Below are 22,777 nucleotides of genomic sequence, written 5' to 3'. Positions count from 1 at the left end.
GGATTTTCAGACGTTGAAGCGGAACTCCACGACGTCGCCGTCGCGCATCACGTAGTCCTTGCCCTCGATGCGGGCCTTGCCGACCGCGCGGGCGGCGGCGACCGAGCCGGCCTCCATCAGGTCGGCGAAGGAGATGACCTCGGCCTTGATGAAGCCGCGCTGGAAGTCGGTGTGGATGACGCCGGCGGCCTCGGGGGCGGTGGCGCCCTTCTTGATGGTCCAGGCCCGGGTCTCCTTCGGGCCGGCCGTCAGGTAGGTCTGCAGGCCCAGGGTCTCGAAGCCGACGCGGGCGAGCTGCGACAGGCCCGACTCCGACTGGCCGACCGACTGGAGCAGCTCCAGCGCCTCCTCGTCGGAGAGCTCGACGAGCTCCGACTCGATCTTCGCGTCGAGGAAGACGGCCTCGGCGGGCGCCACGATGGCCGACAGGCGGGCGCGCAGCTCCTCGTCGACGAGTTCGTCGGCGTCGAGGTTGAAGACGTAGAGGAACGGCTTGGCCGTCAGCAGGTGGAGCTCGCGCAGGTCGGTGAGGTCGGTGCCGGCGGCGTAGAGCGTGGTGCCGCCGTCGAGGACCTTCATCGCGGCCTCGGCGGCCTCCAGGGTGGCCTTGCGGTCCTTGTTGGTGCGGGCCTCCTTCTGGAGCCGCGGGATCGCCTTCTCGATGGTCTGCAGGTCGGCGAGGATCAGCTCGGTGTTGATCGTCTCGATGTCGCGGCCGGGCTCGACGCCGCCGTCGACGTGGGTCACGTCGGGGTCGGTGAACACCCGGATGACCTGGCAGATCGCGTCGGTCTCGCGGATGTTGGCGAGGAACTGGTTGCCCCGGCCCTGGCCCTCGGAGGCGCCCTTCACCAGGCCGGCGATGTCGACGAACTCGACCTTGGCGGGCAGGATCTTCGCCGAGTCGTAGATCTCGGCGAGCTTGGCGAGCCGGTCGTCGGGCACGCCCACGATGCCCACGTTGGGCTCGATCGTGGCGAACGGATAGTTGGCCGCGAGGGCGTTGGCGCTCTTGGTCAGCGCGTTGAAGAGGGTGCTCTTGCCGACGTTGGGGAGGCCGACGATCCCGATGCTCAGGCTCACGGAATTCGAGTCTATTGGAATCCGGTACGCCGCTCGTCAAACCCCGTCGCAGGCAAACTCTGGGTCGTGGCGGGGTATGCGGAGGGCGAGCCTCCCTCTTCTGCCGGGAAAAGCCTGGGATCATCCAGGACGTGGATGTCCTGGCTCTCGCTCTCCAACTGCTGGTGGGCCTGGCGGCCGGGCTCGCCATCGGGTTCGTCGTCGGGCGCGCCCGATCGGCGGGCGCGAACGCCGAGGCCGCCGTCAAGCTCGCCGACGCCGAAGCGCGCGCCCGGGCGGCCGAAGAGAAGGTGGTGTACGTCGAGGAGCAGCTCGCCGAGCGGTTCCAGGCCCTGTCGGCCCGCGCCCTCGACGTCAACAACCTGCGTTTCCTCGAACTCGCCGAGAACCGGCTGAACACGACCCGGGCCGAGGCGGCCGGCGACCTCGACCTGCGCCGCGAGGCCGTCGAGAACCTCGTCGGGCCGTTACGCGAGACCCTCGCCAAGGTCGAGGAGCAGCTGCGCGAGAGCGAGTCGGGGGCGCGGGTGGCCCGCGCCGAGCTCGCCCAGCAGATGGAGTTCGTCCGGCTCAGCTCCGAGCAGCTCAAGTCGCAGACCTCCGCGCTGGTGCGGGCGCTGCGGCGGCCCGAGGCGCGCGGACGGTGGGGCGAGCTGCAGCTGCGCCGGGTGGCCGAGATCGCCGGCATGGCCCGGTTCTGCGACTTCGACGAGCAGGTCACCGCGACGACCCCCGACGGGCCGGTCAGGCCCGACATGATCGTCAGGTTGAGCGGCGGCAAGAACATCGTCGTCGACTCGAAGGTGTCGCTGGCGGCCTACCTGGAGGCGTCGGAGGCGGGCGACCCCGACCTGGCCGGCGCCCGGCTCGACGCGCACGCCCGCCACCTGCGCGACCACGTCGACCGGCTGGCCGCCAAGACCTACTGGCAGGCGTTCAGCCCCGCGCCCGAGTTCATGGTGCTGTTCATCCCGGGCGAGGCGTTCCTGGCCCCGGCGCTGGAGCGCGACCCCGCGCTGCTCGAGTACGCGATGAACCGCCGGGTGCACATCGCCACCCCCACCACGCTGATCACGATGTTGCGCACCGCGAGCTACGCCTGGCAGCAGGCGGCGCTGAGCGAGAACGCCAAGGCCGTGTTCGACCTCGGCAAGGAGTTGTACGACCGGCTCGGCAGTCTCGGCCGTCAGGTCGACGGTCTGGGAAGATCGCTGGCACGGGCCGTGGCGGCGTACAACCGGACGGTCGGCTCTCTCGAGAGCCGCGTGCTGGTGAGCGCCCGCAAGATGACCGACCTCGGCCTGGTCGAGACCCCTTTGCCGGCCCCGCAGCCGGTCGAGGAGTCGCCCCGGTCGTTGTCGATGCCCGAACTCGTCGGGGACGACACCGGATATGACGGTAGCTTGAGCCACCAGGGAGGGGGGCCGGAGAGATGAAGGTGACCGCGCGCGGCGCCATCACGTTGTTGTTCTTCGTCTGTCTGCTCGGACAGTTCACCCTCCCGGGGCCGTTCTTCCTCGTGGGGGTGCTGGCGGCGGTCTGGCTGGTGAACCCCCGCGACCTGCTGGTCCTGGTGGTGTCGCCGCCCCTGGTCTTCTTCGTGGCGGCCCTGATCGTGGAGATCCTGAGCGCGCTGAGCGCCGACTCGGCCCTGCAGTCGCTGGGCCTGGGCATGTTCACCACCCTGTCGGCCGCCGCGCCGTGGTTGTTCGCCGGATCGGCGCTGGCCCTGGGCCTGGCCTGGTATCGGGGCTTGCCGCAGAGTGTGCGGGCGACCCGTGAGGACATGAAGACCCGGGTCCCGGCGCCCCGGAAGAGCAAAGAGGAGTTCGACGCCGAGCCAGAGGGCTACTTCGAGCCCAAGGTCTACGGCACCGCGAAGGAAGAGCGCCCCCAGGCCTGACCGGCCCGGGGGCGGCGCGTCAGGCCCGCAGGTCCTTGCGGAGCTCGTGGGGCAGCGCGAAGCGCATCTTCTCGGTGACCGACTCGATCTCCTCGACGTCGCCGAAGCCGTGGGCGGCCAGCTTGGCCAGCACGCCCTCGACGAGGATCTCGGGCACCGACGCGCCGCTCGTGACGCCGACCGTGGTGACGCCGTCGAGCCAGGCCGGGTCGACGAACGTGGCGTCGTCGACGAGGTAGGAGGCGTCGGCGCCGTAGTCGAGGGCCACCTCGACCAGCCGCTTGGAGTTGGACGAGTTCGACGACCCCACCACGATCACCAGCTGCGCCTCGGCGGCGATCTCCTTGACCGCCGTCTGGCGGTTGGACGTCGCGTAGCAGATGTCGTCGCTGGGCGGGTCGATCAGGTTCGGGAAGCGGTTCTTGAGCCGGGTGACCGTCTCGGTGGTCTCGTCGACCGACAGGGTGGTCTGCGACAACCACACGACCCTCGACGGGTCGCGCACCTCGACGGTCTCGACGCCTTCGAGGCCGTCGACCAGGCGGACGTGGTCGGGCGCCTCGCCGGCCGTGCCCTCGACCTCCTCGTGGCCCTCGTGGCCGATCAGCAGGATGTCGTAGTCTTGCGCGGCGAAGCGCTTGGCCTCGTTGTGGACCTTGGTGACCAGCGGGCAGGTGGCGTCGATGGTCTTCAGGCTGCGCTGGGCGGCCTCCTGGTGGACGGCCGGGGAGACTCCGTGGGCCGAGAACACGACGATGGCCCCTTCGGGGACCTCTTCGGTCTCGTCGACGAAGATCGCGCCGCGCTCTTCGAGGGTCTTGACGACGAAGGTGTTGTGGACGATCTGCTTACGGACGTAGATCGGCGCGCCGTACTGCGCCAATGCCCGCTCCACGGCCTCCACCGCCCGGTCGACGCCGGCGCAGTAACCGCGCGGCTTCGCCACCAGGACACGACGGCGATCTGTAATGGTCGCGGGGGTCTGTGACGTCATGGTCTCATGCTACGTGGATGGTCTGCAGTGGCTTGACCTCCGCCCGCGCCAGTCTTGCCAGACTGCGACATCAACGGAATATCTCCTGGGAGCTGCCCATGTCCCTCTTGCGAACGATCACGAAGCCCATTCGCGAGGCATATAACAACCGTGACGAGATAACACAGAAGGTGAAAGACCTGCCCATGATGGCGCTCCAGGGAGCGCTGAGCGGCGTGGGTCAGGCCCTCCTGCTCGGTGACCGGGTCCGCACCACCCTGAAGCGGGTCACCGGCAACGCCCCGGCCGAGGAGCCCCACACCGACCCCTCCCGCCCCGGCGTGAAGTCGGTCTCCGACATCGTGGTCGAGGGCGACGACAAGCCCCGCCGCGAACCGGTCATCTTCGCGCCCCGCCCGGCCAAGGCCGACAAGCCCGAACCGGTGATCTTCCAGCCCGGGGGTAGCGCTCCCAAGGGCGACCGCCTGGTCGCCTCGGGCGCGAAGGCAGAGGAGACCCCTGTGAGCGAAGCCACACCGCTCCCCCACGCGGCGACCGACCCGGCCCCCGCTGACCCCGAGAAGACCGCGAAGACCGAGGACAAGACAGAGGACAAGACCGAGGAGAAGGTCGCCGAGACCGCCGACCACGAGGCGACCACCCCGGCCGCCACCCCCGAGGCGACCGAGAAGGCCAAGGAGAAGCAGGAGGAGGAGCCCACCCCCGTCGCCGCCGAGCCGCAGGGGCAGAAGACCACCGAGCCCTCCTCCGACCCCGCGCTGGCCTCCGAGCCGGCCGTCCCGTCGAAGATCCCGCCGGCGCCCAAGCCCGCGAAGAAGACCCCCGGCGAGCCGGTCACCGACACGGCCGTGCCCGAGGTCGTCCCCGGTCACGCCGAGGAGCCCCCGGCCGGGGACCTGCCGGCCGAGCCCATCCCCGGCTACGCCGACCTGACCTTCGCCTCCCTCCGGGCGCGCATGCGCGGCCGGTCGAAGGAGGAGATCCAGAGCTGGATCGACTACGAGAAGGCGAGCACGGCGCGCCCGGAGGTGCTGCGGATGTTCGAGAACCGGCTGGCCAAGCTGGAAAGCTGAGCAGGTGAGCGCGAAGACCTCCCCCGAGGCGCCCCTGCCCGTCAGGTCGGTGCTGCAGATGGTCGCCCAGTGGATCGGGAAGCTCGGCACGGTCTGGGTCGAAGGCCAGATCACCGAGCTGACCGCCCGGGGCGGCACGGTGTTCATGACCCTGCGCGACCCGGTCGCCAACGTGTCGGCGCGGGTGACCTGCGCCCGCAACGTCTACGAGTCGAGCCTCCCGCGCCCGGTCGACGGCGCGCGGGTGGTGGTGCACGTCAAGGCCGACTTCTGGGTCAACCGGGGGTCGTTCGCGTTCACCGCCATGGAGATCCGGCCCGTCGGCGTCGGCGAGCTGCTGGCCCGGCTGGAGCGGCTGCGGCAGGTGCTGGCGGCCGAAGGGCTGTTCAACAACGACCGCAAGCGCCGGCTGCCGTTCCTCCCCGGAACGGTCGGGCTGGTCTGCGGGCGCGACTCGGCGGCCGAGCGCGACGTGCTGGAGAACGCGCGGCGCCGGTGGCCGGCCGTCCGGTTCAAGGTCGAGCAGGTGGCGGTGCAGGGCGGGCTGGCGGTCGCCGAGGTGACCGACGCGCTGCACCGGCTCGACGCCGACCGCGAGGTCGACGTGATCATCGTGGCCCGGGGCGGCGGATCGCTCGAAGACCTGCTGCCGTTCTCCGACGAGTCGCTGGTCAGGGCGGTCGCGGCGTGCCGCACGCCGGTGGTGAGCGCGATCGGCCACGAGCAGGACTCGCCGCTGCTCGACCTGGTGGCCGACCTGCGGGCGTCCACCCCCACCGACGCCGCCAAGAAGGTGGTGCCCGACGTGGGCGAGCAGCTCGCGCTGGTCCACCAGCTGCGCGACCGGGGCAGGCGCGTCATGGGGGGCTGGCTGGAGCGGGAGCTCGCGTGGGTGCACGCGGTGCGCTCGCGGCCGTCGCTGGCCGATCCCGTACGCGAGATCGACCGCCGCGCCGAGCAGGTCGACCAGCTGCGCGACCGGGCCCGGCGGGTGCTCGACCACTCCCTCCACCGCAGCTCCGACGGCCTGGAGCACCTCAGAGCCCGGCTGGTGGCCCTCTCGCCCGCCGCGACCCTCGAACGGGGCTACGCGATCGTGCAGAAGCCCTCGGGCGAGGTGGTCAGGAAGGCCGCCGACCTGACCGAGGGCGAGGCGCTCACGGTCCGGTTCCCCGACGATCGGGTCGGGGTCGAGGTCACCGGCCTTTAGGGTGGGCAGCGTGGCTGACGAGAAGACGCCGTCCTACGAGAAGGCGCGCGAGGAGCTGACCGAGGTGGTGCGCCGCCTGGAAGCGGGCGGCCTGACCCTGGAGCAGTCGATCGAACTGTGGGAGCGCGGCGAGAAGCTGGCCGCGATTTGCGAGAACTGGCTCCAGGGCGCCCGGGTCAAGCTGGCCGCCGCGATGGCCGAACGCCGCCCCGAACCCGCCTCCGACGAGGCCCCGTTCTAGACGTCCCGCTCGACCAGGCTGGCCGCGAGCGCGCCCAGCTCCGGCCAGTCGGCCGAGCCGGTGACGACCACGGTGCGGCCGTCGGCGACGCGGACCAGCGACCGCTGGTTCTTGTCTTCGCGGAAGCGCTTCTCCCAGGTCGTGCCCTTGATCACCTCGGTGCCGATCGAGGTCTCGGTGTTGGCCAGGCGGTTGGCGAAGCCGGTCGTGGGCTGTTCGTTGCTCTGGGCCAGCATGGCGTGCATGCGCTTGCCGGTGGCGAAGCCCAGCCGCCAGGTCACCACGCCCTTGGTGTTGGTCAGCCGGGAGCTGGTCGGCACCCAGTTCGCCAGCACCGGCTCGGGCACCGCGACCGGGAACCCGGCCGCGCGGGCGGCGTTGTCGGCGTCGATGGCGAAGTCGACGCGCGGGATGTGCTCGGTCCGGCTCTGCGGCGTGATCAGCAGGAACAGGCCGACGCCGGCGAAGCAGACGAGCAGCGCGAAGGCGTAGCCGTAGAGGCCCTGGGTGAATCGGCGCACGTCCCCGAGACTACCGGCTCGGGTCAGGGGTTCCTGATCCGGCCGATGATGCCGAGGGCCTGATCGGCCATCAGCCGGGCCGCGTCGAGGTCGGCCGAGAGCGTCAGTTCCTGGACGACCGCCGCCAGCGCCCCGGTGATCACCACCACCAGCGCGTCTTCGTGCTCGAAGAGCGAGGCGTTGCGGCGGGCCCAGGTGCGCAGCCGCTCGCGGATGACGACCTCGAAGCCGGGCGGCCCGTCGCCGCGCAGGAACAGCGCCGCCAGGTCGCGTTCCTGCACGCAGCCGTCGAGGTAGGCCCGCGCCCCGGCCAGGAAGAGCTTCATCGGCTCGGTCTCGCCCTCGGTCCGGGCGTCGTGGACGGCGGTCTTGGTGCGCTGTGCCTGCCGATCCTGGAACTCGTCGAACAGCGCCCGGTAGAGGTCGGCCTTGCCGGAGAAGTGGTGGTAGAGGCTGCCGACGCTGGCCCCGGCCCGCTGGACCACCTCGGTGACCCCGGCCTCGGCGAACCCTTGGGTGATGAACACGTCGCGGGCGGCGTCGAGAAGGGCGACCCGGGTCGCCGCGCCTCTTTCCGAGGTGCCCCGGCCGGTCTCCTTGATGTTGTCGCCGCTCATGCAGGCGAGATTATCGATGGAGCCGGGTGGTGTGGCACGACTCACGCAGAATCAACGGGCGATACCGGGTAAGGCAGTGTCATACCTCGAGGAGACACGATGAACTCAGACCAGTCCGTACCGCCGCCGCTTGCCACCGACCGCCACGCGCCCGACCGCAACCTGGCCCTCGAACTGGTCAGGGTTACCGAGGCGGCGGCGATGGCCAGCGCCCGCTGGGTCGGCCGCGGTGACAAGAACGGCGCCGACGGGGCGGCGGTCAGCGCGATGCGGCAGTTGATCAACACGGTGTCGATGCGCGGCAAGGTGGTGATCGGCGAGGGCGAGAAGGACCAGGCCCCGATGTTGTTCAACGGCGAGGAGGTCGGCGACGGCACCGGCGCCGAGTGCGACGTGGCGGTCGACCCGATCGACGGCACCCGGTTGTGCGCCCTGGGCATGAACAACGCCATCTCGGTGATCGCGGTGAGCCCCCGGGGGTCGATGTACGACTCCAGCGCCGTCTTCTACATGGAGAAGCTCGTCACGGGCGCCGAGGCGGCCGGCGTGGTCGACATCGAGGCGCCGGTGGCCCACAACGTGGCCGCGGTGGCCAAGGCGAAGGGCGGCAAGGCGTCCGACGTGACCGTGGTCATCCTCGACCGCCCCCGGCACGAGACGATCGTGCGGGAGATCCGGGAGACCGGCGCGCGCATCAAGTTCATCACCGACGGCGACGTCGCGGGCGCGATCATGGCCGCCCAGCCGGGCACCGGCGTCGACCTGATGCTCGGCGTCGGCGGCACCCCCGAGGGCACCGTCGCGGCCTGCGCGATGAAGTGCCTGGGCGGCGTCATCCAGGGCAAGTTGTGGCCCCAGGACGACGCCGAGCGTCAGCGCGCCCTCGACGCGGGCCTCGACCTGAACCGGGTGCTCACCACCGACGACCTGGTGAGCTCCGACGACGTGTTCTTCGCCGCCACCGGCGTGACCGACGGCGAGCTGATGAACGGGGTGCGCTACCAGGGCGGCCTGCGCAACAGGGGCGGCGTGGCGCACACCCACTCACTGGTCATGCGCGGCCGGTCGGGCACCATAAGGCGGATCGAGAGCGAGCACCAGCTCTGGAAGCTGGGCGCCTACAGCGCGATCAACTTCGACACCGCCCTCTAACGCCGGCGGCCCTTCTTGGGCGGCTTCGGCGACTTGGCGATCACCCGTCCGCCCCAGACGTACCCGGCCAGTTCGATGACCGGGCAGTCGGGGTCGGCGGGTGCCCGCGTCTGGTCCTTGAACTGGTTGATCCGGGCCCCGGACGCGACCACGATGCGCACCCCCTCGGGCACGGTCATGTTGACCGTGCCGGCCACGACGGCCAGCTGCACGACGATCCGGCGCGACTGGAGCAGCGCCTCGCGCAGGTCGAGGTCGACCTTGCCGCCGATCGAGCTGACCGGCACGGTCGAGGGCACCACCCACCGGCCGCCGCGCGACTCGTTGCGGAAGACGGCCGCGACGGGCCGGCTGTGCAGGGCGAACGGCTGCTGGTCGGGCGGCAGCAGATCCCGGGTGAGCGTCGTGAGCTGCCCGAGCGTCTGGGAGCGGTAGGCGGCGTCGACGCGTTCCTCGTGTTCGAGGCGGGACAACCGCCCGTCGGCGGCGGCCTCGGTGAGCACGGCGATGACGTGCTCACGGTCGGCGTCGGAGGCCCGCAGCTCCTCGGGCCGGGGGCCCGACTGGGCTTCCCTGGGGGTGACCAGGGCGGCGATCCATTCGCGGAAGTCGCTACTCACCCCTTGAGATTACGGCGCGCCCGGCCGATCCCCACCAGGGACTGACCCGGACATGCAACGGCTCCGGCCCTGACGCGCTCTAAGGGACATGCGGGAAGACGACCAGTTCGAGAAGTTCGCCGACGGGCGGGCCGACGCGCTGCTGCGCTTCGGCTACGTCCTGTCCGGCGACCCGCACGACGCCGCCGACCTCGTCCAAGAGGCGCTGGCCCGATTACGCGCCTCCTGGCACCGGGTCCAGCGCAAGGACGACCCCGAACGCTACGTGCGCACCACCATGACCCGCCTCCACCTGCGCCAGTGGCGGCTGCGCAGCCGGGAGCGCCCGACCGCCGAACCGCCCGACCGGGGCACGCCGCCGGTCTACGACGAGACCTCCGACCTCGGCGACGCGCTGGCCGCGCTGCCCCGGCGGCAGCGGGCGGTGATCGTGCTGCGCTACTACACGGGCCTGACCGACGAGGAGATCGCCGCCACACTCGGCGTCTCGCGGGGCACCGTGCGCAGCCAGGCGTTCCGCGCGCTGGCGCGGCTGCGCGGGCAGCTGAAGTCCGACGGGTTCAGGAGGGTCTGATGCGCGACGACTTCGAACAGCGCCTGGAGTCCGGCCTCCGGCTCCTGGCCGACCGCGCCCCGACCGCCCCGCCCGACCTGATGGCACGAGTGCGGGCCCGCCGTCCCCGGCGCTGGTGGAAGGCGCTGGCGGCGTTCGTGACGACGGGCGCGCTCGTGGGGACGGGCGTGATCGTCACCTCCCCCGGCGGTGGCCCCGCCCCGCGCCCCGACATCGAGAAGGCGTCCCACTCGGTGCCCCTGCTGATGCCGGACGGCCGCCGTTACGACGTCGTGGCCATGATCGACCGGGGTCACGCGCTCATCCGCACGGGTGAGCGCGACCGCACCGACGGGTTGTGGTCCCTCGACCTGGCCACCGGGCGGCCGAAGCGCCTGGTCGCGGTGTCGACGCCCAAGGGCAGTGTGATCAACTTCTGGTCGGCCGCCGTCGGGGAGGGTCAGCTCGTCTGGTGGACGTCCCGGAAGGTCAAGGGGAAGATGACCACCACGTTCTTCGCCGCGCCCGTGACCGGCGGCCGGCAGCGGGTGGTGGCCGAGGCCCCCGGCTCCCCGCTCGACCACACGATCGCCGACGGCAAGGTCATCTGGTCGCCGGGCGGCACCGGCGGCGTCTACGAGGTGCCGCTCTCGGGCGGCGTCCCGAGGCTGGTCAAGGGCACCGAGGGCATGCACATGCTGCAATGGCCGTGGGTCGGCACCCCGCCGTTCCGCCAGAAGAAGCCCGCCATCGTCAACGGCGAGATCCTCAACGCCCTGACGGGCGAGCGGCGCACCACCTCGGGCTGGAGCGCCCCCGCCCAGTGTTCGGTGACCTGGTGCATGTCCCGCGACCGGGTCGGACTGCGCGACGGCACCCGGGTCAGGGCGGTGCCGCAGATGTTCCTGGCCGACCCGCCCGCTCTCGACCGCTTCGTGCTCCCGCGCACCCCGGGCAGGGGTCTGATCGACCTGGCCACCGGACGGACCATCGACCTGGCCGCCGAGGACAACCCGGTGCTCGACTACCGCATGAAAGCGCTGACCTACGTGAAGGGCGGCCGTCTGGTGATCGTCGACCTGGCGGCGGTACCCGGGGTGAACCCCTAGTCGCCGCTCCGGGATCTCCGCCGCACGGAGGAGGTCCCGGATCGGCCTTTCCGCCGATTACGGCGGCGTCCACGGGGGCGACGCTGAACCCATGAATCCCCGCATCGCCTTCATCGGCGCGCCTCTGCTCACCCTCGTCTACGGGGTGATCCGCCTGCTGAGCGAGCACGGTCCCGGCCTCGGCTGGACCACCGGCCACATCGCCTTCCTGGTCGCCCTCGGCCTCTACGGCGTGGTGCTGATCCAGCTCGACCGGCACACCTTCACCGGCTTCACCGTCGTGGGCTTCGCCGGGCTGCTCGCCTTCGCGGCGCAGTTCGTCATCGACCTCGTGGTGGGCTTCATGGCCGCCGACCGGGCGGAGATGAGCGACCTGTTCGGCCGGGTCTACGACACCCCGGGCCTGGACCTGCTCGTGCGGCAGGCCGGTCCGCCGCTGTTCTACCTCGCCCTGTTCGCGATCATGACCCACCTCGCGAGCCAGCGCCGGATTCCCTTCTGGATCCCGGTCGCCGTGCTGGTGGCCAGCGTGCTTCCCGCGTTCAACCTCGACCTGCTGCCGGTCTCGGCGGTGATCATCCTGATCGCCTTCGCGGCCACCGTCCGGGAGATTGTTGACCTGGAGCAGGCCCGCCCCTAGCCTGAGCGAAATATGAGCCCTGTTCATTTGGGCAGATTCCTGGCGCGAGCCACGGTCGGCCTCCGGCCGCCCGCGTCTCACCCTCATGTTCGGAGGCTCTCGTGCCTCGTGACCGGCAGGCCCGCCTCGCCACGTTCGCGGTGTTCTTCGTGCAGGGCCTCACGTTCTCGACGCTGCTCACCCAGGTCGCGGCGCTGCAGCGCAAACACGGCCTCGACGACGGCCAGCTGACCCTCCTCCTGCTGGTCGTGCCGGTCATCGCGGGCGTGGGCAGCGTCGTCGCGGGCCAGGTGGCGGCCCGGTGGGGCAGCCGGTTCATGCTCCTGTACGTCCAGCCGCTCGCCTGCGCCGCCGTCGCGTTCAGCGGGTGGGCGGCGAGCGTGCCGGTCCTGGTGGCGGCGCTGGTGCTGTTCGGGCTGGGCCTGGGCGGGGTCGACGCCGGGATGAACATGCAGGGCACCGCCGTCGAGCGGCGCTACGCCCGGCCGGTCATGACGGGGTTCCACGCGTTGTGGAGCCTGGCGGCGGTGATCGGGGCCGCGTGGGCGTCGAACGCGGCGGGGCTCGGCCTCGACCTGGGGCCGGCGTTCACGGTCGTGATGATCCCGGCCGCGGTGATCTCGCTGGCCGCCAACCGGTGGTTGTTCGGCCCGGCCGAGGAGCACGTCGAGACGGCCGTGGACACCGGCCCGGTCACGATCCCGTGGCGGCCGATCCTGCCGCTGTGCCTGGCGATGGCGTTCCTCTACGTCGGCGACGCGTCGGTGTCGAACTTCGGGTCGGTCTACTTCGACCAGGCGCTCGCCGCCGAGGCGTGGCTGGCCCCGTGGGCGCTGGGCGCCTACCAGGCGACGACCTTCATCGTCCGGGTGGGCGGCGACGCGGCGGTCAGCCGGTTCGGGCCCGCCACGATCGTGCGGGCCGGCGGGCTGGTCGCGGCGCTGGGCTTCCTGCTGATCGTGGTCGCGCCCAACGAGGCGGCGGCGATCGCCGGGTTCGCGCTGACCGGGGTCGGGTTGTCGGTGGTCGCGCCGCAGTCGTTCTCGGCGGCCGGGCGGCTCGACCCGGCCGGGACCGGGGTGGCCATCGCCCGGGTCAACATGTTCAACTACGTCGGCTTCATCGTCGGGGCCGCGCTGGTCGGCGGCATCGGCGACGCCGCCGGGTTCCAGGCCGCCTTCCTCGCGCCGCTGATCCTGGCCGGCGGCATCGTGGTGCTGGCTAGGGGCTTCGCATCTCCCGTACGGCTCCCGCGAGCCGATGGCCGGGCCACCGGGCGAAACCGATGACCACCGCCGGGCCGTCGACCGGCTCGGCGGCCAGACCGGCGGCGACCGCCTGGGCGGCGAACGCGCGGGCGTCCCAGTCGGGCGGCAGTTCGGCGAACAGGTGCAGCCCGGCCGAGATGCCGCAGACCTTCACCTCGGGGAACCGCTCGGCCAGCGCGCCCACCAGGGCGTCGCGGCGGGCGCGGTATTCGCGCCGCATCCGCCGCAGGTGGCGGTCGTAGGCGCCGGTGGCGATGAAGTGGGCGAGGGTGTACTGGTCGAGCACCGGTGACCCCAGGTCGAACTCACCCCGGAACTTCCGCAACTCGGCGGCGAGCGAGGCGGGCGCGACCAGCCAGCCCAGCCGCAGGCCCGGCGCGAGGGCCTTGCTGACGCTCCCGGCCAGCACCACCCGGCCGGGGGCGAGCCCCTGGAGGCAGCCGACGGGTTCGCGGTCGAACCGGAACTCGGCGTCGTAGTCGTCCTCGAGCACGGTCGCGCCGGTCCGGGCGGCCCAGGAGATCAGCTCGGCCCGGCGGCGCGGCGACAACACCACCCCGGTCGGATAGTGGTGGGCCGGGGTCAGCAGCACCGCGGTGGCGCCGCTGCGGGCCAGTTCGGCGACGTCGATGCCCTCGTCGTCGACCGGGATCCCGACCAGCTCGGCCCCCGCCCTGCGGAGCAGCGGCGTCTGCCGCTCGCTGGTGGGCAGCTCGGTGGCCAGCCGCAACGGCCCGAGCGCCTGGACGACCAGCGACAACCCCTGCGCCACCCCGGTGACCACCACGACGTTCTCGGGCTCGGCCCGCGCCGCCCGGACCCGCCGCAGGTAGGCCGCGAGCTCGCCGCGCAGCTCGGGCACGCCGCCGGGATCGCCGTAGTCGAGCGCGTCGTGCGGCAGCGTGGCCAGCACGTGGCGGTAGGAGGCGCTCCACGCCTGCCGGGGGAAGGCCCCCAGGTCGGGCGAGGTCGGCCGGCCGCCGAACTCCCCCGCCGCGTCGGCCGGTGAGGCCGGTTCCTCGATCGTGACGGCCGCCACGGTGGTCCCGGCCCCGATCCGCGACTCCAGGAAGCCCTCGGCGACGAGCTGCTCGTACGCCTCGACGACCACCCCCCGCGAGACCGCCAGATCCCGCGCCAGATCACGGCTCGCCGGGAGCCGGGTGCCCGCGGGCAGCCGGCCGGTTCGCACCGCCTCGCGGAGTTCGCCGGCCACCTGGCGGGCGAGACCGCCGGCCTGGCGGTCAAGGGAGAGATGCAGGTCGGCCAACGATTGGTCCTCGTTTTACCGGAGGGATTGGACTGATTCTGTGAACCATTTCATTCCTAGCATCCATCGTCATGAGCAGAGGCACGACGGTGGCCGCGGCGGCGGGGGCGATGTTCCTGGTGGGCACTCTCGCCGCGGTGAGTGACCTGATCAAGGACTATCCCCTCTACGGCGGGCAAACGGTGCGTTACGCCGTCGCCGCCCTGATCATGTTCGTGATCATGAAGACGAGTTCCAGGACCGTGGCCCACCTCACGGTAAAGGATTTCGGGCTCCTGGTCGCACTCGCGCTGACCGGCCTGGTGCTGTTCAACGTCTGCGTGGTCGAGTCGACCAGGGGAGCCGGACCGGCGCTCGTGGGGACCATGCTGGCGACGGTGCCCCTGGTGATGGCGGTGGTGACCACACGCAGGCCCAGACCCCGGCTGGTCGTGGCTGCGGGGATCGTGGTGGCCGGGGCGCTGCTGGCGACCGGGCTCGGCGGGGGCGGGGTCGACTCGCTGCTCTGGGCGCTGGGGGCGGTCGCCTGCGAGGTCTGCTTCTCGCTGCTGGCGCTGCCGCTGCTGCCGAAACTGGGGGCGGTGGGGGTGACGGCCTGGTCGGTGGCGCTGGCCGTGCCGCTGCTGGCCGTGACGGGGCTGGCCGTCGACGGCGCGGCGTTCCTGCGCGTGCCGACGGTCCCCGAGGCGCTGGGCTTCGCCTATCTCGCCTCGGTGGTGACGTGTGGCGCGTTCTTCCTCTGGTACACCGCTCTCCCGCGACTGGGGCCCGGCCGGGCCGGGTTGTTCGCCGGCGTGATCCCGGTCGGCGCGATCACGACCGGGACCCTCATCGGGCTGGGCCTGCCCTCGGGCGCCGAACTGGCCGGCGCCGCGATCGTCGTGGGCGGCATCGTGGTCGGGCTGCTACCCGATCGGCCAGTGCGGGTGCGGGTCGTCCATGTTCTTCCGGACGGACCGGATCAGCATGAAGACCAGGGCGCCCACGATCACGACGACACCGATGATGCCCAGCGCGATGATGGCCATGATTCCTCCCGCGTTCAGGTCTAATGTCTAGTTTCTCACTATTTGTCCCTTCGGGCGGGGGTGTCGGGCGGTTGCCGTACAGTCTTTGCAGACTCACACCGGCGTGATCAACGGAGGCTCGACCCCATGCCCGAGTTCAGCTACACCGACCTCCTCCCCCTGGGGGCCGATGAGACGGAATACCGGCTGATCACCTCCGAAGGGGTCCGGGTCGTCGAGGCCGCCGGGCGGCGGTTCCTCGAGGTCGAGCCCGAGGCGCTGCGGTTGCTGACCGAGACCGCGATCCACGACATCTCCCACTACCTGCGCGCCTCCCACCTGGCCCAGCTCCGCAAGATCGTCGACGACCCCGAGTCGAGCGGCAACGACCGGTTCGTCGCCCTCGACCTGCTGAAGAACGCGTCGATCTCGGCCGGCGGCGTGCTCCCCATGTGCCAGGACACCGGCACCGCGATCGTGATGGGCAAACGCGGCCGCCACGTGCTCACCGACGGCCGCGACGCCGAGCACATCTCGCGGGGCGTCTACGACGCGTACACGAAACTGAACCTGCGCTACTCCCAGATGGCCCCGATCACCATGTGGGAGGAGAAGAACACCGGCTCCAACCTGCCCGCCCAGATCGAGCTCTACGCCGAGGGCGACGACGCCTACAAGCTGCTGTTCATGGCCAAGGGCGGCGGGTCGGCCAACAAGTCGTTCCTCTACCAGGAGACCAAGGCGGTCCTCAACGAGAAGCGCATGCTGGCGTTCCTCGAAGAGAAGATCCGTTCTCTCGGCACCGCCGCCTGCCCGCCCTACCATCTGGCCGTCGTCGTGGGGGGCACCTCCGCCGAGTTCGCCCTGAAGACCGCCAAGTACGCCAGCGCCCGCTACCTCGACGCGCTGCCGACCGAGGGTTCGCCCGAGGGCCACGGCTTCCGCGACCTCGAGATGGAGCAGAAGGTCTTCGAGCTCACCCAGAAGCTCGGCATCGGCGCCCAGTTCGGCGGCAAGTACTTCTGCCACGACGTGCGCGTGATCCGGCTGCCCCGCCACGGCGCGTCGTGCCCGGTCGCCATCGCGGTCTCGTGCTCGGCCGACCGGCAGGCCCTGGCCAAGATCACCGCCGAGGGCGTCTTCCTGGAGCAGCTCGAGACCGACCCGGCGCGGTTCCTGCCCGACACCACCGACGCGCACCTCGGCGGCGACGTCGTGAGCGTCGACCTCAACCGGCCGATGTCCGAGGTCCTGGCCGAGTTGTCGAAATACCCGGTGAAGACCCGTCTGTCGCTGACCGGCCCGCTGGTCGTGGCCCGCGACATCGCCCACGCCAAGATCGGCGAGCTCCTCGACGCCGGCGGTGAGATGCCCCAATACCTCAAGGACCACGCCGTCTACTACGCCGGACCGGCGAAGACCCCCGAGGGCTACGCCTCCGGCTCCTTCGGCCCCACGACCGCCGGGCGCATGGACTCCTACGTCGAGCGGTTCCAGGCGGCCGGCGGCTCGATGGTCATGCTGGCCAAGGGCAACCGGTCGAAGCAGGTCACCGACGCCTGCGCGTCCTACGGCGGGTTCTACCTGGGCTCGATCGGCGGCCCGGCGGCGCGGCTCGCGCAAGACTGCATCAAGAAGGTCGAAGTCCTGGAATATCCGGAACTCGGCATGGAAGCGGTCTGGAAGATCGACGTGGTCGACTTCCCGGCCTTCATCGTGGTGGACGACAAGGGCAACGACTTCTTCACCGACACAACTGGGCCGATTCTGTCCATCGGACGCCGAACCTGACCGAGTTTGACAAAAGTTCTCGACAACGAATCGGCCCGGTCTCTACAGGCACTCGTACACAAATCGGTAAGCTGCCACCCATGCGTGCGCCGTCCGGATACCAGTTAGCCGCGCGCTACCGGCTCCTCCAGCCGGTAGGCCGCGGCGGCATGGGCACGGTGTGGCGTGCGCGTGACGAGCTTCTCGACCGCGATGTGGCGGTCAAGGAGGTGCGGCTGCCCCTCGTCCTCGACGAGGAACTGCGGGCCGAGCTGTGCGCCCGCACCGAACGCGAAGGCCGGGCCACCGCGATGGTCGCCCACCCCTCGGTGATCACCGTCTACGACGTCGTCACCGAAGACGACCGCCCGTGGATCGTCATGGAGCTGCTGAAGGCCCAGTCGCTCGAAGAGCTGGTCAAAGCCCAGGGCCCGCAACACCCCATCAGGGTCGCCGAGATCGGCCGGCAGGTGCTCGGCGCGCTGCGCGCCGTCCACGCGAAGGGCATCCTCCACCGCGACGTGAAGCCCAGCAACGTGCTCGTCACCGACGACCGGGCGGTGCTCACCGACTTCGGACTGGCCGCACTCGAAGGTGACGTTTCCATTACCCAGGCGGGCATCGTCCTGGGCTCCGCCGGTTACATCGCGCCCGAGCGCGTCCTGGGTGACAAGGCGTCCCCCGCCGCCGATCTGTGGTCGCTCGGGGCCACCCTCTACACCGCCGTCGAAGGCCGGGGCCTCCACGGCCGCCGCACCGCCGCCGCCGCGCTGGCCGCCCTCACGAGCGGCGCCCCCATACCGATGGACAACGCCGGCGCGCTGGCCCCCGTGCTCCGCGGCCTGCTGCAGATCGACCCGGCGGTCCGGCTCGACGGCGTGCGGGCCGCGTTGATGCTGGCCAGGATCGCCGCGGGCGGCACGGCCGAGGAGCCCATCGCGGTGCACCGGCCCCCGGTCAGGCCGTCGCCGCCGCCCGCGTTCGCACCGCCGCCCGTCCGCAAGCCGCCCCATCGGGGCTAGCACCGGGCCGACAACCGCCCGGCCGTCCCGAGGCCGCAGAGCCCCCACGTCTTCCCCCGCGAGCCCCACCCGACCGGGGAGTTCCAGGCGGTGCCCGTCCCGGCGCAGCGACGCCGGCCGGCCGAAGGCTCACACCGGAAGCCGGCCACCTACGACGCACCCATCGGCCCGCTGACCCGGAGCTTCTGGAACTTCGTCCGGATAGTGCTGCCCCGGCGGTTCTGGCCGAAGAAATTTCGCAAGTGAACCTAAAGCGTTCCTCAAGGCCTAGGACGCTATCTTTCTAGTCATGCAGAGCAGGCTGCTGGCCGAGCGCTACGAACTGATATCTCCCCTCGGGCGCGGCACGATGGGCACCGTCTGGCGTGCCGTCGACCGGACGCTGGGGCGTGACGTGGCGGTCAAGGAGATCCGCCAGGATCCCGGGCTGACCCAGGAGCAGCGCACCGAACTCCGCGAACGCATGATCCGCGAAGGCCGCGCCGCCGCGCGCGTCCACCACCCCTCCGTCGCGACGATCTTCGACGCCATCGAGGTCGGCGGCGTGCCGTGGATCATCATGGAACTCGTCGAGGGCCGCTCCCTCGAACAGGTCGTGGACGAGGACGGCCCGCTCCCGCCCCGCCTGGTCGCCGAGATCGGCGCCGACCTGCTGGGCGCCCTGCGCGCCGCCCACGCGTCCGACATCCTGCACCGCGACGTGAAGCCGAGCAACGTGCTGATCACCCACTCGGGGCGGGTGGTCCTGACCGACTTCGGCATCGCCAAGTCCCGCGGCGACTCGGCCCTGACCCAGACCGGCATGGTCATCGGCTCTCCCGGCTACACGGCCCCCGAGCGGGCCCGGGGCGACTACACCGGGCCGGAATCCGACCTGTGGTCGTTGGGCGCGACCCTCTATTTCGCGGTGGAGGCCCGGCCGGCGTACGAACGCCGCTCGATCGCCGAGACCCTGGCCGCCCTGATGACCGAGGTGTGCGACCCGCCCAGGAACGCCGGCCAGCTGCGGCCGGTCCTGGAGGCGATGCTGGAGAAGGACCACACGAAGCGCATCACGGCCGAACGCGCCTCAGTCCTGCTCCGCGCCGTCGCCGACACCCCGACGATGACCCAGTTCCCGACGACGGCCGCCCCCAGGCCGACCGGCGGGGCCTTCGCCCCCGACGCGGTCTCGCCCTACGGAGACAGCGGCCGCGACCCGAGCGTCGACCGCCCGTTCGGCGTCCCCCGGCCGGTGCTGGGCAGCGCTGCGGCCCCGCCAGACCCGAACCGGACGACGACGCCCACACCCGCTTCCGAGGTTTCCGGACGGGGAGGCGCGACTCCGGGCGGCGGGCATCCAGGGGCACCCCGGCCTGCCGGCCCGGCGACTCCGGGTCCCGGCGGCAGCCATCTCGGGATCACGCCATATGACGTGGACGGGGGAAGGCCAGGCGCGGGAGCAGGCGACGCGGGCACTCCCTCGGGACGTGGCGGACGGGCGCAGGAACGTGGCGCGCCGACCCCAGATCCCGAAATTTCGGTAGCTGGTGGCCCTGGTTCCGGTGGCCCTGGTTCCGGCAGTCGGGAGTCGGGCGGCCTTGGCTCGATCGCACCCGTCTCCGGCGCTCCCGGTTCCGGCGGCCCAAGTTTGGGCGCCCCGGGCTCTGACGCTCCAGGTTCTGGTGGACCGGGTGCTGGTGGACCGGGTGCTGGCGGACCGGGTGCTGGCGGACCGGGTGCTGGCGCTCCGGGTTCTGCGGGGCCGGGCTCTGGCCAGCCGGGTTGGGGATCAGGCGGCCACACGGCCACCCCAGATGCCGAAATTTCCGGATCTGGAGCCGGAGCCCCACCAGCAGGCGGAGTCCCAAGCGACTTCGCCGCAGACGTTCACCCCACGTGGGCAGGTCCCGATGTTTCGGTATCCGGCTTCGTGAGCTCGCGCCCCTCCGGCGCTCCGGGTTCCCCACATGGGCCAGGCGCAGCAGATAGTCAGGGTCCTGCCGGTTGGCCGGATTCAGCAAATGCCCACCCTGGAGCAGGTGGCACCGGCGGAAGTGGCCCGGGTGCAGGTGGACCGGTCGCAGGTGCGCCAGGCGCAGGCAGCCCACGCGCCGCAGGTCCGGGCATCGCAGGTCCCAGTGCCGCAGGCCGAGGTGCTGGCGGTCCCGGCGTCGGTGGCTCCGGCGTGGGTGGCTCCGGCGTTGGTGGGCCTGGGTCCGCGGACTTCGAGGATCCCGATGCCACTCGTTTCCGCCGGCCCGCCGTCTCCGATGACCAGACCGTCGTCGTCGTCAAATCCGACCCCGCCGGTCTGGCCGACGACGTCACCGTCGTCCAAGGCCAGCTCCCCGGCAGGCGCGTCTACCCGCCCGACCCCGGCGCCCGTCGTCTCGACGTCGACACCGACGCCACTCCCCCCTCGGCCCTCCCGTTGCCGCCCCACCCGCCACAACCCCCGCAGCAGCACTGGGCTCCGCCGCCCGCCAACTACCCGCCGCCGCAACCTCCCCCGGGCCCCGGCTTCCCCCACGCCCAGCCCTACCCCGAGCCCGATCCCAACGTCACCCAGGCCGTCCCCCGGGGTCTGGGCACCGACATCTTCTCGATGCAGCGCACCCCGCCCCCTCCGGCCACCAAGCCGAAGGGCAAGGGCCGGCTGGTCCTGCTGCTGGTGCTGGCGTTCGTCGCGTTCGTGGCGCTGGCCGTCGTGGCCGTCTCGGCGTTCGGGGCCAACTCGGCCGCGCCGGTCAGGACCGCCGGGCGGATCATCCCGCCCAGCCCCACTGCGGCCACCTACCCGCCGGAGCCTCCGGCCCCGGCTGCCGCCAAGGGCACCGAGCGGCAGCAGGGCGAGGGGTACACCATCGACGTTCCGGCGGGCTTCATCCGTACAGAGAAGGGAACCCAGGTCTCCTTCTCGGCCAAGGGCAAGGCCACCATCCGGGTGGCCAGGGTTCAGATCACCACCGATCTGCTGAAGTCGATCGAGGCCGCCGAGGCGAAGCAGCCCTATGACGGCTACGAGCTCATCCGGATCGCGCCGCTGGAGACCTCCCCTTACAAGGGGGCCGACACGGCCGAGTGGGAGTACGCCTACGAGGGCAAGACCGGGCTGGTCCACGTCGTGGCCCGGTGGGTCGACGTGCCCGACGAAGGGGCGTTCGCGATCTACTACGCGGTTCCCGAAGCGCAGTGGGCCAAGTCCAAGAAGCAGCGGGACGCCGTTTTCGCCTCGTTCCGGTTCCAGCGGCACCCCGGCTGAATCATCCGCCCGTCTGAGGACAGACTGGGGGTATGACGCGCATCGAGCATGACTCCATGGGCGAGGTCGAGGTCCCCGATCTCGCCAAGTGGCGGGCGCAGACGCAGCGTGCGGTGGAGAACTTCCCGGTCTCCGGCCGGGGGCTGGAGCCGGCGCACATCTCCGCGCTGGGCACGGTCAAGGCCGCCGCGGCCGTGGTGAACGCCTCCTACGGCCTGCTGGAGGCCGACATGGCGGCGGTGATCGCCGAGGCGGCCGGTGAGGTGGCCGCGAACAAGTGGGACGAGCACTTCCCGGTCGACGTCTTCCAGACCGGCTCGGGCACCTCGTCGAACATGAACGCCAACGAGGTGATCGCGACGCTGGCCGAGGAGCGGCTGGGGCGGGCGGTGCACCCGAACGACCACGTCAACGCCGCGCAGTCGTCCAACGACGTGTTCCCCTCCTCCATCCACGTCGCCGCCGTGATCGAGCTGACGAGGAACCTCACCCCGGCGCTGGAACATCTGGCCACCGCGCTGGAGTCGAAGTCCGTCGAGTTCGCCGAGGTGGTGAAGTCGGGACGGACCCATCTCATGGACGCCACCCCGGTCACCCTCGGCCAGGAGTTCGGCGGGTACGCCGCCCAGATCGAGCTCGGCATCGAGCGGCTGCAGTCGGCCCTCCCGAGGGTGGCCGAGTTGCCGCTGGGCGGGACCGCCGTCGGCACCGGCGTCAACACCCCCGACCGCGAGTGGGCCGGGAAGGTGATCGCGGAGATCTCCCGCGCCACCGGCCTGCCGTTCACCGAGGCCAGGAACCACTTCGAGGCCCAGGGGGCGCGTGACGCCCTCGTCGAGGCGTCGGGGGTGCTGAAGACGATCGCGGTCTCGCTCAACAAGATCGCCAATGACCTGCGGTGGATGGGGTCGGGGCCGCGGACGGGGCTGGGCGAGCTCAACCTGCCCGACCTCCAGCCGGGGTCGTCGATCATGCCGGGGAAGGTCAACCCGGTCGTGCCCGAGGCGGTGACGATGGTCGCCGCGCAGGTCGTCGGGAACGACGCGACGATCACCATGGCGGGGGCGTCGGGCTCGTTCGAGCTGAACGTGCAGATGCCGGTGATCGCGCGGAACCTGCTGGAGTCGATCAGGCTGCTCGGGAACGTGTCGCGGCTGCTGGCCGACCGCTGCGTGCGCGGCGTCACGGCCAACGCCGACCGGCTGCGGGAGTACGCCGAGTCGTCCCCCTCGATCGTCACCCCGCTGAACCGGTACGTCGGCTACGAGGAGGCCGCCCGCATCGCGAAGCAGGCGCTCCAGGAGCGGAAGACCATCCGGGAGGTCGTCGTCCAGCGAGGGCACGTCGCCAATGGCACGCTCACCGAGGAACAGCTGGACGACCTCCTCGACGTGCTCCCCATGACCGGGCACATACCCGAAAAGGCCGTTATGTCGGATCCCCACATGGGCGGCGGGGAACCCACCCCGTAGATTCGGGT

Annotated in this window: 21 protein-coding genes and 1 pseudogene; 16 read left to right on the top strand and 6 right to left on the bottom strand. The window is 71.3% G+C overall.

Features of this window, described 5'->3' with window-relative positions; translation table 11 throughout:
• Positions 1-6: 6 nt before the first annotated feature.
• Complete coding sequence (gene ychF, locus AW271_RS20520) at positions 7-1,083, bottom strand: redox-regulated ATPase YchF (protein ID WP_062338990.1); 1,077 nt, start codon at positions 1,081-1,083, stop codon at positions 7-9.
• A 131-nt stretch (positions 1,084-1,214) separates the two neighbouring features.
• Between ychF and AW271_RS20515 the strand changes: the two genes are divergently transcribed.
• Entirely contained in the window at positions 1,215-2,519 is a 1,305-nt protein-coding gene (locus AW271_RS20515; protein WP_083976923.1) for a DNA recombination protein RmuC, read from the top strand.
• Positions 2,516-2,986, top strand: coding sequence for a DUF6542 domain-containing protein (locus tag AW271_RS20510; RefSeq protein ID WP_062338989.1), 471 nt, complete (start codon positions 2,516-2,518; stop codon positions 2,984-2,986). The genes AW271_RS20515 and AW271_RS20510 overlap by 4 nt, the downstream gene beginning before the upstream one ends.
• Positions 2,987-3,005: 19 nt before the next feature.
• On the opposite strand, the gene AW271_RS20505 is transcribed toward AW271_RS20510, so the two are convergent.
• Positions 3,006-3,980, bottom strand: a complete 975-nt coding sequence (locus AW271_RS20505) for a 4-hydroxy-3-methylbut-2-enyl diphosphate reductase (RefSeq protein WP_062338988.1) — start codon at positions 3,978-3,980, stop codon at positions 3,006-3,008.
• Positions 3,981-4,150: 170 nt separating this feature from the next.
• Between AW271_RS20505 and AW271_RS20500 the strand changes: the two genes are divergently transcribed.
• Genes AW271_RS20500 through AW271_RS20490 form a run of 3 tightly spaced genes read left to right on the top strand, consistent with a single transcriptional unit; the run spans position 4,151 to position 6,504 of the window.
• Positions 4,151-5,053, top strand: a complete 903-nt coding sequence (locus tag AW271_RS20500) for a DUF8129 domain-containing protein (RefSeq protein WP_062338987.1) — start codon at positions 4,151-4,153, stop codon at positions 5,051-5,053.
• Between the two features lie 4 nt (positions 5,054-5,057).
• Entirely contained in the window at positions 5,058-6,263 is a 1,206-nt protein-coding gene (xseA, locus tag AW271_RS20495; protein WP_083976921.1) for an exodeoxyribonuclease VII large subunit, read from the top strand.
• Between the two features lie 10 nt (positions 6,264-6,273).
• Complete coding sequence (locus tag AW271_RS20490; RefSeq protein WP_030451886.1) at positions 6,274-6,504, top strand: exodeoxyribonuclease VII small subunit; 231 nt, start codon at positions 6,274-6,276, stop codon at positions 6,502-6,504.
• Here the strand turns inward: AW271_RS20490 and AW271_RS20485 are convergent.
• Positions 6,501-7,025, bottom strand: a complete 525-nt coding sequence (locus tag AW271_RS20485) for a DUF4245 domain-containing protein (protein ID WP_062338986.1) — start codon at positions 7,023-7,025, stop codon at positions 6,501-6,503. The two genes, AW271_RS20490 and AW271_RS20485, sit on opposite strands and share 4 nt — an antisense overlap.
• Positions 7,026-7,048: 23 nt before the next feature.
• Positions 7,049-7,642, bottom strand: coding sequence for a TetR/AcrR family transcriptional regulator (locus tag AW271_RS20480; protein ID WP_062338985.1), 594 nt, complete (start codon positions 7,640-7,642; stop codon positions 7,049-7,051).
• A gap of 99 nt (positions 7,643-7,741) precedes the next feature.
• Here AW271_RS20480 and glpX point away from each other — a divergent pair, with 99 nt between their 5' ends.
• Positions 7,742-8,794 carry a class II fructose-bisphosphatase gene (gene glpX, locus AW271_RS20475; protein ID WP_062338984.1) on the top strand — a complete coding sequence of 351 codons (1,053 nt, stop codon included), beginning with the start codon at positions 7,742-7,744 and terminating at the stop codon, positions 8,792-8,794.
• Here the strand turns inward: glpX and AW271_RS20470 are convergent.
• Positions 8,791-9,414, bottom strand: a complete 624-nt coding sequence (locus tag AW271_RS20470; protein ID WP_083976919.1) for a DUF1707 SHOCT-like domain-containing protein — start codon at positions 9,412-9,414, stop codon at positions 8,791-8,793. The genes glpX and AW271_RS20470 overlap by 4 nt on opposite strands.
• Positions 9,415-9,502: 88 nt before the next feature.
• Here AW271_RS20470 and AW271_RS20465 point away from each other — a divergent pair, with 88 nt between their 5' ends.
• The 4 genes from AW271_RS20465 to AW271_RS20450 all read left to right on the top strand — a co-directional run bounded on the left by AW271_RS20465 (position 9,503) and on the right by AW271_RS20450 (position 13,005).
• Positions 9,503-9,988 carry a SigE family RNA polymerase sigma factor gene (locus tag AW271_RS20465; protein WP_062338983.1) on the top strand — a complete coding sequence of 162 codons (486 nt, stop codon included), beginning with the start codon at positions 9,503-9,505 and terminating at the stop codon, positions 9,986-9,988.
• Positions 9,988-11,076, top strand: coding sequence for a TolB-like translocation protein (locus AW271_RS20460; RefSeq protein WP_062338982.1), 1,089 nt, complete (start codon positions 9,988-9,990; stop codon positions 11,074-11,076). The genes AW271_RS20465 and AW271_RS20460 overlap by 1 nt, the downstream gene beginning before the upstream one ends.
• A 91-nt stretch (positions 11,077-11,167) precedes the next feature.
• The gene (locus tag AW271_RS20455) at positions 11,168-11,716 is read left to right on the top strand and encodes a hypothetical protein (RefSeq protein WP_062338981.1); all 549 of its coding nucleotides are present in this window, start codon (positions 11,168-11,170) and stop codon (positions 11,714-11,716) included.
• Positions 11,717-11,817: 101 nt separating this feature from the next.
• Positions 11,818-13,005: an MFS transporter gene (locus tag AW271_RS20450; protein ID WP_062338980.1), complete on the top strand. Its 1,188-nt coding sequence runs from the start codon at positions 11,818-11,820 to the stop codon at positions 13,003-13,005.
• Here the strand turns inward: AW271_RS20450 and pdxR are convergent.
• Positions 12,938-14,254 carry a MocR-like pyridoxine biosynthesis transcription factor PdxR gene (gene pdxR, locus AW271_RS20445; RefSeq protein WP_062338979.1) on the bottom strand — a complete coding sequence of 439 codons (1,317 nt, stop codon included), beginning with the start codon at positions 14,252-14,254 and terminating at the stop codon, positions 12,938-12,940. The genes AW271_RS20450 and pdxR overlap by 68 nt on opposite strands.
• A gap of 71 nt (positions 14,255-14,325) precedes the next feature.
• On the opposite strand from pdxR, the gene AW271_RS39855 reads away from it, so the two are divergent.
• The 6 genes and pseudogenes from AW271_RS39855 (at position 14,326) to AW271_RS20405 (ending at position 22,769) form a co-directional block, all read left to right on the top strand.
• Positions 14,326-15,306: a DMT family transporter gene (locus AW271_RS39855; protein ID WP_063818043.1), complete on the top strand. Its 981-nt coding sequence runs from the start codon at positions 14,326-14,328 to the stop codon at positions 15,304-15,306.
• Positions 15,307-15,408: 102 nt separating this feature from the next.
• Complete coding sequence (locus tag AW271_RS20435) at positions 15,409-17,052, top strand: fumarate hydratase (RefSeq protein WP_062338978.1); 1,644 nt, start codon at positions 15,409-15,411, stop codon at positions 17,050-17,052.
• An 80-nt stretch (positions 17,053-17,132) separates the two neighbouring features.
• Positions 17,133-18,053, top strand: a complete 921-nt coding sequence (locus AW271_RS20430) for a serine/threonine-protein kinase (RefSeq protein ID WP_245653128.1) — start codon at positions 17,133-17,135, stop codon at positions 18,051-18,053.
• Between the two features lie 289 nt (positions 18,054-18,342).
• Positions 18,343-19,062 (top strand): annotated as a pseudogene (locus AW271_RS43170) (serine/threonine-protein kinase); the annotation flags it as partial.
• Between the two features lie 1,158 nt (positions 19,063-20,220).
• On the top strand, positions 20,221-21,297 hold the full coding sequence (locus AW271_RS42425) for a serine/threonine kinase C-terminal domain-containing protein (protein WP_245653125.1): 1,077 nt from the start codon (positions 20,221-20,223) through the stop codon (positions 21,295-21,297).
• A gap of 32 nt (positions 21,298-21,329) precedes the next feature.
• Positions 21,330-22,769, top strand: a complete 1,440-nt coding sequence (locus AW271_RS20405; protein ID WP_083976911.1) for a class II fumarate hydratase — start codon at positions 21,330-21,332, stop codon at positions 22,767-22,769.
• Positions 22,770-22,777: the final 8 nt, after the last annotated feature.

It is taken from the genome of Herbidospora sakaeratensis (genome assembly GCF_001570525.1).
Classification (GTDB): Bacteria; Actinomycetota; Actinomycetes; order Streptosporangiales; family Streptosporangiaceae; genus Herbidospora; species Herbidospora sakaeratensis.
Note: the sequence above shows the minus strand (reverse complement) of the source record. Positions and strands in the feature narration are given on the sequence as shown.